The sequence below is a fragment of the Nonomuraea candida genome (genome assembly GCF_000725485.1).
GTDB lineage: Bacteria > Actinomycetota > Actinomycetes > Streptosporangiales > Streptosporangiaceae > Nonomuraea > Nonomuraea candida.
The window spans coordinates 323,408-335,309 of record NZ_JOAG01000004.1 but is presented as its reverse complement, the minus strand read 5'-3'; the positions used below and the strand labels follow the sequence as shown (position 1 = coordinate 335,309).

Here is an 11,902-nt window from a genome sequence, read left to right as displayed (position 1 = left end):
CCGGTAACCCCCGTGTTTCCCTCTCACCAGGCTGCCGATGATGAAAGTTTCATCCACATTCCGGGGCATTCAACGAGCATGCGGGGCGGCGGACACCTTCCCGACACCCGCCCTCTGTACAGGGCTCCGAGCGCGGCTCACCATGGGAGCGCTCCCAGCCATCTAACACTGGAGATGATCGCTCGTGAGACTCCACCGCGGCCTCCGCAAATGGGCCGTGACCATGACCGCCGCGAGTGTCGCGGCCTTAGGGCTCGTCGCCGGCCAGAGCACGGCCGCGAACGCCGCCGTCGCCTGCGACGTGACCTACACAGCCAACTCGTGGACGAGCAGCCCTGGTCAGGGCGGTTTCACCGCGAGCATCACGTTGAAGAACACCGGCGACCCGATCACCTCCTGGTCACTGGCCTTCGACTACCCCACCACGGGCCAGAAGTACACGCCGTCCGGCTGGGGCGCGAACTGGAGCCAGTCCGGCGCCCGCGTCACCGGCACCAACATGCCCTACAACGGCAGCCTGGCCACCGGCGCGTCCGTCTCCGTCGGCTTCAACGGCACCTGGACCGGCACCAACCCGAACCCGACCGCGTTCAGCGTGAACGGCACGAACTGCGGCGGCACCGGCCCGACCACCCCGACCGTCGTCACCTCCTCCAGCGCGGTGGCGGTCAACGAGGGCGGCACGGCCACCTTCACCGCCAGGCTCTCCTCCGCGCCGAGCTCGAACGTCACCGTCACCACCGCCCGCACCAGCGGCGACACGGACCTGACCGTCAGCTCCGGCGGCTCGCTCACCTTCACCCCGAGCAACTGGAACACCCCGCAGACGGTCACCCTGGCCGCCGCCCAGGACTCCGACACCACCGCGGGCAGCGCCGCCTTCAGCGTCGGCGGCACCGGGGTCACCGGCGTCACCGTCAACGCCACCGAGGTGGACGACGACGGGACCGTGGAGCAGTCGCTCATCGTGGCGCCGACCGCGGTGACCGTCCCCGAGGGCTCGACCGGCACGTTCACCGCGCGCCTGGCCGCCCAGCCCTCCTCCAGCGTGACCGTCACCACGACGGCGGGCAGCGGCGACGCCGACCTGACCGTCGGCTCGGGCGCCTCGCTCACCTTCACCACGTCGAACTGGAACATCGCGCAGACGGTCACCCTGGCCGCCGCGCAGGACTCCGACACGGCCAACGGCAGCCGCACCTTCACCGTCGCCTCCACCGGCCTGACCTCGCGCACGGTCACCGCCACCGAGGCCGACGACGACGGCGGCCCCAACCCCGTCCACGTCGAGAACCCGTACGCCGGCGCCACCGGCTACGTCAACCCGAACTGGAGCGCCAAGGCCGCGGCGGAGCCCGGCGGCTCGGCCGTCGCCAACACCTCCACCGCCGTGTGGATGGACCGCATCGCCGCCATCGCCGGCACCGGCGGGGCCATGGGCCTGCGCGCCCACCTCGACGAGGCCGTCAGGCAGGACGCCGCCAACGGCGCCGCGCCGCTGACCATCCAGGTCGTCATCTACAACCTGCCCAACCGCGACTGCTCGGCGCTGGCCTCCAACGGTGAGCTGCTCATCGCGGAGAACGGCTTCAACCGCTACAAGACGGAGTACATCGACCCGATCGCGGCCATCCTCCGCGACTCGGCGTACGCCAACCTGCGCATCGTGACGATCATCGAGCCCGACTCGCTGCCGAACCTCGTCACCAACCTCAACGCCTTCGAGAAGTGCCGCGAGGCCAACGGCCCCGGCGGCTACCGCGACGGCGTCCGCTACGCCCTCAACCAGCTGCACGCCATCACGAACGTCTACACCTACATCGACGCCGCCCACCACGCCTGGCTGGGCTGGGACTCGAACTTCCAGCCGGCCGTGAACCTCTTCCACGAGACCGTCGCCGGCACCACCGCCGGGGTGGACAGCGTGGACGGCTTCATCGTCAACACCGCCAACTACTCGGCCACGACCGAGCCGCACTTCACCATCAACACCACGGTCGGGCCCAACAACACCACGGTCCGGCAGTCCAAGTGGGTGGACTGGAACTACTACGTGGACGAGCAGAGCTTCGCCGCCGCCCTGCGCAACGCGCTCATCGCCAAGGGCTTCCGGTCGGGGCTCGGCATGCTGATCGACACCTCCCGCAACGGCTGGGGCGGCAGCGCCCGCCCGAGCGGGCCGAGCACCTCGACCAACGTGGACGAGTTCGTCAACCAGTCCCGCGTCGACCGCCGCATCCACGCCGGCAACTGGTGCAACCAGAGCGGCGCCGGCATGGGCACCCGCCCGACCGCCAGCCCGGCCGCCGGCTTCGACGCCTACGTCTGGATCAAGCCTCCGGGCGAGTCCGACGGCTCCAGCCGTGAAATCCCGAACGACGAGGGCAAGAAGTTCGACCGGATGTGCGACCCGACGTACACCGGCAACAGCCTGAACGGGAACAACATGTCGGGCGCCAAGGCCGACGCCCCGATCTCGGGCCAGTGGTTCTCCGCCCAGTTCCGCGAGCTCCTGGCCAACGCCTACCCGCCCATCAACTGAACCCCGGCCGGGCGACTCTCCTGAGTCTCCCGGCCCGAACCCCGGCCGGGCGACCCTCCGACGCGAGCCGCTCAGCCTCAAGATCCGGCCGACGACCCTCCGACGCGAGCCGCTCAGCCTCAAGATCCGGCCGACGACTCTCCGACGTGAGTCCCCGGGCCCGAAGACCCGGTCGGCCGGGTGGCTCGCCTGACCCGAGCTTCCCGGCCGGCCCGAGGGACCCGCCTGACCCGGGCCCCTCAGCCCCCGAAGGGGTCCCGAGCACCTGCCCGGGACCCCTTCCCGCCGTAAGACCTCCCTCGCGGGGGCCTTTCCGCCCACCGCCCCGTCCCACCCTGGTTCCTTTACGGCAGTGCGGTGGTCACCCCAGTCGTCGCACCTGGCTGACGACCTTCCAGGGAGACGCCCGCTGACCCTTCAGTGGCGCACCACCGCTACGCCGCACGTGCACCATGTGCGTGGCGAGGCAGCACCGTGCAGGGGACCAAGCCGCAGGGACCTGGCCGACGTCAGACTGCGGCGACGCCGGCCGCAAGTCTCGGAGTCGGCAGATCGGCGGGCGGGCGCCAGGCGAAGGCGATCACCTCGTCCGGCTGGATCGAGATCTCACTGTCCTTGGCCCAGAAGGCGAACCGGAAGTCGGCGTGCAGGTGAGCCGGCTCCTGTTTGGCGGCGTTGGCGGGAATCTCGTGGACGTCGATGTCCACCGGGATGACGTCATGGGTCGGTGGTGAGACGGCGTGCTGCCAGGGAATGGCCGTCTCCTCTTCCAGCTCCCGCAGCGCCGCGCCATAGAGAGAGCGGTCCCCGGGCTCGACGTGGCCGCCCGGCAGCAGCCACCGGTTCAGCGCCCGATGATGGATCATCAGGACCCGGCCGGTGGCGTCGATGGCGGCAGAGCTGCACGTGACGTGCAGCGGGTAGGTGGTACGCGAGGTCACATCGTGCGGCGTGTCGAGCGCTTCGGCCAGCGGAAGGACATCGGAGTCCCGGTCGGGATGGGCGGCGAGATAGCGCTCCAGTACAGAGCGGATCTCCTCACGCGTCACTGTCATGACCCTCCATGAAAGTAGCTGAGCCAGGTGGCCGCAATCGACTTCCGGACTTCTCGCGGAACCTCCCACATGCCCGGATCGTGCTCGTTACTTGCCAGGAGCGCCAGAGCAGCAAGGATCTCCGCCTGCACCAGCAGGATGAACGTACCGACCGACGCGCCATGCAAGAAGTTGACCGCGTTGCCACCCGCCAGGACGTAGAAGTAATGCCCAGTACGGGCATACCGGGTGACGCTCGGCCCGATCTGCGTACGTACATACAGGCCGTCGAGCGCCGCCAGCTCCATCTCGTCGTCGCTGCTGGTGACCGATGCGATATAGGCGCCGTTGGACACTCTGGAGAAATCGTCCTCTCGTAGGGCGAAGTTTCCCGTGGCGCAGATTACGACCCCCGCCCCCGCCAAGGCCTCTGCCAGTGTGGTGGCTGCCCGGTAGCCCTGAGCGAGTGCCTGAACCCGGCGGACGGGGTCGGTGTCGTAGACGGTGACGCCCACGTGCTTGGCGTGCAACATGGCGGCGATGCTCCGTCCGAGCTTGCCGTACCCGATGACACAGGCCAGCCGACCGTTGAGGATATCGTCGCGGCTCCGCACGAGGGCTTCGGTGGAGAATACGACGGACTGGCCGACCAGGTAGTCCTCGGGATCCTTCAGCGGCGAACGGGCGACGCTGAAGACCGGGCAGGGCAACTTGCCCAGATCGGCGTAGCGCTGATGGCCGTTCTCGGTGTCCTCTACCACGCCGAGCAGACGGCCGCTGAAATGAGCGTGCAGGCGCTCCAGCGCAGGGGCGAAGTATCCGCCGACATCAAGAAGCACCAGGTTCTTGCCGGCCGCCCGAGACTCGACGTATGCCAGGGCGGATTCGGGATCGGCGAGCTGGTCGCGGTTGAGATCATCCACCTGCAGCATGGCGCGGATCTCGCTCAGGACGGCCTTGTTGATGGACCGTGGCTTGGGCAGCACGGCCGCGATGTCGGACAGGCGGGCGACTCCCTCCAGGAATGCCGGTCGTTCAGCAAGCAGGTGCGTGATGGCCAAACTTGAAGGCCGGTCGCTGACGGGGATGGAGTCAGCGACTCGGCGGAAGAATGCTGCGACTCGCCCTCGCTCGAAGTCCTCTAGCACTGTCCCCCTCCAGAATAGGTAGTTACCTAATCCGGAGTGTCCTCCAGGGATGGACTTACCATCAATAGATAATGATGTAATGGCGCGTACCGAAGGAGGACTCATGGCACGTTGGCAGGAAGTCGCTCAAGCCCTGCGGGAAGCCATCACCGAAGGCAGCTATCCGCCCGGTAGCAAAATCCCGAAAGAAGACGAATTAGAGCAGCAGTTTGCCTGCAGCCGAACCACCATCCGACGTGCGGTCGCCCAGCTCACCACCGAGGGCCTCGTCTCGCCGGTACGCAAGGGCGGAACCACGGTGCGAGAGCAACCGGAACGACAGCCTCTTACCTTGGACACCCGTGTCTATCGCGATGAGCTGGGCTACTACTTCAGCCAGGCGGTGCAAGACCTCAGGCCTGTGCAGCCACCTACCGTGACCCAAGGGCCTTGCCCTCTGGATGTGGTCCCACTGCTGGGTCTTCAGAGCGGCGACCCCGTCGTCATCCGCGACCGCGTCATGGGCGACCCCGAAACCGGTCACGTAGTGCAACTCGCCACCTCCTACCTGCCTGCCGACCTGGCTGCCGGAACGGTATTGGCCGAGCCGGATACCGGACCTGGCGGCATCTACGACCGCATGGAAGGGGAACTTGGATGGGGCCCGCTCGACTGGGAGGGCTTCATCACGGCCAGACCTGCCACTGTCGAGGAATCCCGCTTGCTCAGTCTCGCGCCAGGGGTGCCCGTTCTGTGCATTACTCGTGTCACCATCGCCACTGCCGGTAGAGCCGAAGGACGAATCGTGGAAGCGAACGTCACCCGCCGCGATGCGAGCCGGTTCGAGGTTCGATACCCGATCACTCGTTGACACCCGCCCGCCAACTGACTCGTCAGGGGCCCAGGCTCGCCGGTCCCCAGCCCGGCCGATGCTCCTGTCTCCGAAAGGGTCCTTGCCCTCCTCTTAGGAAAGTCCGCATGTTGGCCCGGGGATTGCCAACGGTCAGGCCGACGAATGGGATTCGGGTGGGGGATAGCGAGCGGAGCGAGCGGGTTTTGGGGGGGTCGAAGGGGGCGGCAGCCCCCTGGGAAGCAGAGCCTGAGTCATCGCAGGGCGCGTAGCGCCTCTTCCATGCCCGTGAAACGGCTACCGGCGGGAGCGGCGCCACTCGGAGATGATCTCGTCGGCGTCGAAGGGCATCAGGTTGAGCGGGGGTCCCGGCAGGCCGGTGCGGATGGCCTCGCGGATGCGCCGGTTGATGTCCTCGACGATGCGCCGCGCCTCCGCCTCGGACTCGGCGCCCCGCGCCTCGCGCAGCGCCTCCTCGGCGTCCTTGCGCAGCGCCAGCGTCGGCGGCAGGGGCATGGACAGCCCCTCGCTCTCGATCTTCTGCTTGATCCACCACATCTCGTCGAGCGGACGGCCCTCGCCGGGCAGCGGCTTGCCCTTGCCCGGCAGGTCGTCGAACTCGCCGCGCTCCTCCGCCTCCCGGATCTGCCGGTCGATCCAGCTCTCGAAGGGCATTCCCAGGGGTTTGCGCGCGGTCAACGTACGGGGCCTCCTCACGCGAGGTTGTGACTGGGTGCGACCGGGCCGCGCCAGCCGAGCACGGCCTCGGTCATGCGCACGGACGCGACCGTGGCGGCCACGTCGTGCACGCGCAGGATGCGGGCGCCCTTGAGGATGGAGAGCACGTTGACGGCGATCGTGCCCTCCTTGCGCTCCCCCTGGGGCCGGTCGATCGTCTCCCCGATGAAGTCCTTGTTGGACAGCGCCACCAGCGTCGGGTAGCCGATCGCGGTGATCTCCTCCAGCCGGCGGGTCAGCTCCAGGGAGTGGAAGGTGTTCTTGTTCAGGTCGTGCCCGGGATCGATGATGATCTTGTCGGGGGCGATGCCGGCCTTCAGCGCGAAGGCGACCCGTTCGCGCAGGAAGTCCGCCACCTCGGTGACGACGTCGGCGTAGCTGGGCCGGAAGACGCGGCGGCCGGGGCCCCCGAGGCTGTGGGTGACCACCACGCCGGCGCCGGTCTCGGCGGCGACCTCGGCCAGGCCGGGCTCGCGCAGGCCGTTGGTGTCGTTGATGACGTCGGCCCCGGCCTCGACGGCGGCCCTGGCGACCTCGGGCCGGTGGGTGTCGACCGAGATCACGGCGTCGGTGGCGGCCCGGACCCGGGCGATCACCGGGGCCACCCGGTCGATCTCCTCGGCCACGCCGATCTGCGCCTGGGCGGCGCTGAAGGCGAAGCCGCCGATGTCGACCCAGTCGGCCCCGTCGGCCACGGCCTTCGTGGCGGCCGCGACCGCGCTGTCGAGCTCGAACGTGCGGCCCTGGTCGTGGAAGGAGTTGGGCGTCCTGTTGACGATGGCCATGACGGCGACCTGGCGCTCGAAGTCGAACTCCCGCCGCCCCAGACGCCGGACCGGGGAGATGATCTCGGGGGAAAGCTGCTGGCCGCTCACACGTCGAGCCTACCCGGCAGGTCAGCGGCCCCGATATCAGGCGGTGAAGCCGCCGAACGGCCGCCCTCCCGGCGCCGAGACCCTGATCCGCCGCATGTGCGTACGGGCCTCCGAGTCCTGCGGACGCGGTAACCGCATGGTGAGCAGCACGGTGGTGCCGCGGACTCCGGTGCGGAAGTCGGCCCCGTCGCACAGCCGCCTGATCAGGTAGATCCCCCGGCCGGTGTAGGACTCGTCGGAGGGCCGGCTGCCGCCGTTGACGTAGGGGGGCGGGATGCCGCCGCCCTGGTCGGTGGTCTCGGCGCGGATGACTCCGTCGACCGTCCACAGTTTGAGGCGTCCCTGTCCGCCCGCGTGCTCGACCGCGTTGACCACGCTCTCGTGCACGGCGAGCACGAAGTCGTCGAGACGGGGGCCCTTGAGCCCGCAGTGCGCGGCCTGCTCGGCCACCTCGTGACGCAACGCGCTGACGTCTTCGAGGGTGAACGTCTGGACGATCAACGTACGCATGCGGCCCTCCGTGTCTCTCCGACACCCGGGCCGCGCTTCAGGACCTCGCGATGGTTGTTCCTCTTCCCTGGCATGTGAGATTTACACGCCTTCGTTTCGTCTAAGGGCGTCTGCCGACGCCGGTGGCGAGTTCACGTACCCGGGCGACGGGGCCGCCGTCCGGGGCGAGCGGCGCGGTGTCCATGCCCGCGCCGTCGTACAGCCCGTCGAACAGTTCGCGCACGGCGTCCTGGGCGGAGTGCTTCGGCCGCCAGCCGAGCACCTCCCTGGCCCGCTCCGTCTTCATCAGCGGAATGCGCAGGGCCAGCTCCAGCAGCCCCGGCGCGGCCGGCACGAGCCGCAGGTGCCAGCCCGCCGCCACGGCCGCCCTGGCCAGCCCCTGCGAGACCGGCACCGTGCGGGCGCCGAGCAGCGCCGCCAGGTCGTGCGCGTCGAGCGGGGGCTCGGCGGCGATGTTGAACGCGCCCCGCACCGGCCGGGTGACGGCCAGCCGGTACGCCTCGGCCGCGTCCTCGGCGTGCAGCACCTGCATCCGCAGCCCCGGAATGTCGGGCACGAACGGCACCCGCCCGGCCTTGATCAACCGGCGCGGCACGAACGGCCCGCCGAACAGCCGGCGCTGCTCGGTCGCGGCCGCCCGCTGGAAGATGAAGCCGGGCCGCATGCGCACCACCCGGATGTTCGGGTGGTCGTGCTCGAAGACGTCGAGCACCCGCTCGACGTACGCCTTCTCCCTGCCGTAAGCCGCCCCCGGCCAACCGTGGGTGGGCCAGCTCTCGTCGACCGGCCGGTCCTTGGGCCCCGGCGAGTACGCCCCCACGGACGAGGCGTGGATCAGCGCCGGCACGCCCGCCTCGGCCGCGGCGCGGAAGACGCGCATGCTGCCGAGCACGTTGGCCCGCCAGGTGGTCGCGGGGTCCCTGGTGGGCTGGAACAACCACGCGAGGTGCACCACGGCGTCGGCGCCGTCGAAGATCCGGGTCAGGTCGCCGGTCGCCACGTCGGCCTGCCGCCAGTCGGTGCGGTCGGCGCGCCAGCCGGGCAGCCGGCGGGCGACCCCGACGATCGAGGTCACGTCCGCGTCCGCGGCCAGTGCGCGCACCACGCTGGTGCCGACATTCCCGGTGGCTCCCACCACGACGACTCTCATGCGTGCTCCGCTGCCCGTCCACCGGGCCGCGAAACCACAGTGAGCTGCCGTCTCACGGCTGAAGCAGAATCTTCACCGCCCCGTCGGCCTTCTTCTGGAACATCTCGTACGCCTGCGGCGCCTGCTCCAGCGGCATCCGGTGCGTGGTCAGGTCCATCACGCCGAGCGGGTCGGAGTCGTCGGTCAGCAGCGGCATCAGCATCGGGACCCACCGTTTGACGTGGGCCTGTCCCATCCGCAGCGTGATGCCCTTGTCGAACATGCGCAGCATGGGCATCGGGTCGGTCATGCCGCCGTAGACGCCGGTGACGGAGATGACGCCGCCGCGCCTGACCGAGTCGATGGCCTGGTTGAGCGCGGCCAGGCGGTCCACGCCGGCGTTCGACATCAGCGGCGCGGCCAGCCGGTCGGGCAGCAGCCCGGTGAGCGTCTGGGTGAGCTTGGCGGCGGGCGAGCCGTGGGCCTCCATGCCGACGGCGTCGATGACGGAGTCGGTGCCGCGCCCGGCGGTGCGCTGCCTGATCTCCTCGGGCACGTCGCTCACCTCACTGGCGTCGATGACCTCGATGCCGTGGCGGCGGGCCAGCTCCAGGCGGGTGGTGATGCCGTCCACGCCGATCACGCGGTGGCCGAGGTGGCGGGCGATCCGGGCGCACATCTGGCCGATGGGGCCGAGCCCGAAGACGGCCACGCTGCCGCCGTCGGGGATCTCCGCGTACGCGACGGCCTGCCAGGAGGTGGGCAGCACGTCGGACAGGTAGACGAAGCGCTCGTCCGGCGGTCCTTCTGGGACCTTGATCGGGCCGAACTGCGCCTCGGGCACCCGCAGGTACTCGGCCTGCCCGCCGGGCACCTGGCCGTACAGCTTGGTGTAGCCGAACAGGGCGGCGCCCATGCCCTGCTCGCGCACCTGGGTGGTCTCGCACTGGGCGTACAGCTCCATGCCGCACATGTGGCAGTGGCCGCAGGAGATGTTGAACGGGATGACCACGCGGTCGCCGGGCCGCAGGCCGTCCACGGCGGCGCCGACCTCCTCGACGACGCCCATGGGCTCGTGGCCGAGGATGTCGCCTTCGGCCATGAACGGCCCGAGCACCTCGTACAGGTGCAGGTCGGAGCCGCAGATCCCGCTGCTGGTGACCCTGATGACCGCGTCGTTGGGCTCCTTGACGGCCGGGTCGGGCACCTCCTCGACCCGTACGTCGCGCTTGCCGTGCCAGGTGACTGCCTTCATGGTGGTCTCCTCCAAGCCGGGGGCACAAGGGCCGCATACCCCCACATAGATCTCCAAACGGCCTCCATCCCCTCGCCTAGACTTCGCCGCATGGAACGCAGAGAGCCCACCCCGCTCACGCCCGACGAACTGGCCCGCTTCCTGCCCGCGATGACGGACTGGCTCGCCAGGGAGCTGCTCGAAAAGGGCTCCCTACGCCTGGCCGCCGTGGACACCCCCGGCAACCAGCGCAACTTCCAGGAGGTCGCGCACCGGGTGAGCGCCCTGCTCCAACGACGGGTGATCACGGTGTCCAGCAGCCACGGCATGACGTTCGAGCTCGCCGACGGGCAACTCGCTGGCCAGGAGCGGTCCGCCATAACACCGTGATAGGGCACTTTTGATACGACCACTCCTCGTATCGGGTCTCGTACGTTAGCGACACCCCCCAGTACGAGGAGAGTTCCCCGATGCTCCCCAGAAAGACCCTGACGGCCGGCCTCGCGCTGGCCGTCACCCTGATCACCGTTCCCGCCGTCGCGTTCGCCGCGCACGGGGCCCGCGACGACACCCCGGCCGCGACCCTGTTCGAGGCGGCCAGGGCGAGCGCGTCCGTCACCGCCGACCCCCCTCCCGGCCTGGTCGACGCGCTCGCCCGCGACCTGGGCGTCACCGGCGAGCAGGCCGCCGAGCGGCTGGTGAACGAGGCCGCGGCGGCCGGCGTCGAGCCCCGGCTCAAGGCGCTGCTCGGCCCGTCGTACGCCGGCACCTGGGTCACCGGCCCCACCTCCACCCCGGTCGCCGCCACCACCGACGCCTCGAAGACGGCCGCCCTGACGGCCGCGGGCGTGCGGGCCAAGGTGGTCACCCGCTCGTTCGACCAGCTCGACCGGGTCAAGGCCGCCCTCGACCAGGCGGCGGCCAAGGCCCCGCGGACCGCGCCCGTCTGGTACGTGGACGTCGTCGAGAACACCGTGGTCGTCCTGTCCTCCACCCCGTCCAAGGCGGCCGCCTGGGTCCGGGCCAGCGGCGCCGACACCTCGGCCGTCCGCGTGGTGCGCTCGGACGAGAAGCCGGAGCCGCTGTACGACGTGCGCGGCGGCGACGCCTACTACATCGGCTCGGGCTCGCGCTGCTCGGTCGGCTTCTCGGTGTCGCGGCCCGGCTCGCAGGGCGGCTTCGTGACCGCCGGGCACTGCGGCAGCACGGGCGCCGGCACCACAGGCTACAACCGGGTGGCCCAGGGCACCTTCCGCGGCTCGTCCTTCCCCGGCAACGACTACGCCTGGGTCGAGGTCAACTCCCAGTGGACCCCGGTCGGCGTGGTGAACGGCTACAGCGCCGGCATCCTGCCGGTGCGCGGCTCGACCGTCGCCCAGCCGGGCGCCTCGATCTGCCGCTCCGGCTCCACCACGCAGTGGCGCTGCGGCGCGGTGCAGCAGCTCAACACCAGCGTCACCTACCCGCAGGGCACGGTCAGCGGCGTGACCAGGACCAGCGTCTGCGCCGAGCCCGGCGACTCGGGCGGCTCGTTCATCTCCGGCGACCAGGCCCAGGGCGTCACCTCGGGCGGCTCGGGCAACTGCAGCTCGGGCGGCACGACGTACTTCCAGCCGGTCAACGAGATCCTGTCGACCTACGGGCTGACCCTCGTCACCCAGAACGGCGGCCCCTCGCCGACCATCACGCCGACCCAGCCGGGCGGCACGTGGGCGCCGAACACGACGTACGCGGCGGGCGCCACCGTCACCTACGGGGGCGCGACGTACCGGTGCCTGCAGGGCCACACCTCGCAGCCGGGCTGGGAGCCGCCGAACGTCCCCGCCCTGTGGCAGCGGGTCTAGGAGCCACCGTCAGGAAGAG

At 70.1% G+C, this 11,902-nt stretch carries 11 protein-coding genes; 4 read left to right on the top strand and 7 right to left on the bottom strand.

Features of this window, described 5'->3' with window-relative positions:
* The first annotated feature begins 223 nt into the window (after positions 1-223).
* Entirely contained in the window at positions 224-2,542 is a 2,319-nt protein-coding gene (locus tag IO39_RS59395; RefSeq protein WP_084772208.1) for a glycoside hydrolase family 6 protein, read from the top strand.
* Positions 2,543-3,051: 509 nt separating this feature from the next.
* Here IO39_RS59395 and IO39_RS03370 read toward each other — a convergent pair.
* Together IO39_RS03370 and IO39_RS03365 are read right to left on the bottom strand one after the other, a co-directional pair.
* Positions 3,052-3,591 (bottom strand): NUDIX hydrolase, encoded by a 540-nt coding sequence (locus IO39_RS03370; protein ID WP_211266875.1) that lies wholly within the window; start codon positions 3,589-3,591, stop codon positions 3,052-3,054.
* A 2-nt stretch (positions 3,592-3,593) separates the two neighbouring features.
* A complete protein-coding gene (locus IO39_RS03365) occupies positions 3,594-4,637 on the bottom strand; it encodes an adenosylhomocysteinase (protein ID WP_245641781.1) in 1,044 nt (347 codons plus the stop codon).
* 190 nt (positions 4,638-4,827) lie between these two features.
* Between IO39_RS03365 and IO39_RS52210 the strand changes: the two genes are divergently transcribed.
* The gene (locus tag IO39_RS52210; RefSeq protein WP_169789016.1) at positions 4,828-5,574 is read left to right on the top strand and encodes a GntR family transcriptional regulator; all 747 of its coding nucleotides are present in this window, start codon (positions 4,828-4,830) and stop codon (positions 5,572-5,574) included.
* 276 nt (positions 5,575-5,850) lie between these two features.
* On the opposite strand, the gene IO39_RS03355 is transcribed toward IO39_RS52210, so the two are convergent.
* The 5 genes from IO39_RS03355 to IO39_RS03335 form a co-directional block, all read right to left on the bottom strand.
* Positions 5,851-6,252, bottom strand: a complete 402-nt coding sequence (locus tag IO39_RS03355; RefSeq protein ID WP_043615524.1) for a DnaJ family domain-containing protein — start codon at positions 6,250-6,252, stop codon at positions 5,851-5,853.
* Positions 6,253-6,266: 14 nt separating this feature from the next.
* Complete coding sequence (folP, locus tag IO39_RS03350; RefSeq protein WP_043615519.1) at positions 6,267-7,166, bottom strand: dihydropteroate synthase; 900 nt, start codon at positions 7,164-7,166, stop codon at positions 6,267-6,269.
* A gap of 36 nt (positions 7,167-7,202) precedes the next feature.
* Complete coding sequence (locus tag IO39_RS03345) at positions 7,203-7,676, bottom strand: ATP-binding protein (protein WP_052422388.1); 474 nt, start codon at positions 7,674-7,676, stop codon at positions 7,203-7,205.
* A gap of 100 nt (positions 7,677-7,776) precedes the next feature.
* On the bottom strand, positions 7,777-8,826 hold the full coding sequence (locus IO39_RS03340; RefSeq protein WP_043615517.1) for an NAD-dependent epimerase/dehydratase family protein: 1,050 nt from the start codon (positions 8,824-8,826) through the stop codon (positions 7,777-7,779).
* A 52-nt stretch (positions 8,827-8,878) separates the two neighbouring features.
* Positions 8,879-10,060 carry a zinc-dependent alcohol dehydrogenase gene (locus IO39_RS03335; protein ID WP_043615514.1) on the bottom strand — a complete coding sequence of 394 codons (1,182 nt, stop codon included), beginning with the start codon at positions 10,058-10,060 and terminating at the stop codon, positions 8,879-8,881.
* Positions 10,061-10,150: 90 nt separating this feature from the next.
* On the opposite strand from IO39_RS03335, the gene IO39_RS03330 reads away from it, so the two are divergent.
* Together IO39_RS03330 and IO39_RS03325 are read left to right on the top strand one after the other, a co-directional pair.
* A complete protein-coding gene (locus IO39_RS03330; protein WP_043615511.1) occupies positions 10,151-10,429 on the top strand; it encodes a hypothetical protein in 279 nt (92 codons plus the stop codon).
* 80 nt (positions 10,430-10,509) lie between these two features.
* On the top strand, positions 10,510-11,883 hold the full coding sequence (locus IO39_RS03325; RefSeq protein WP_043615507.1) for a carbohydrate-binding protein: 1,374 nt from the start codon (positions 10,510-10,512) through the stop codon (positions 11,881-11,883).
* The last annotated feature ends 19 nt before the right edge of the window (positions 11,884-11,902 follow it).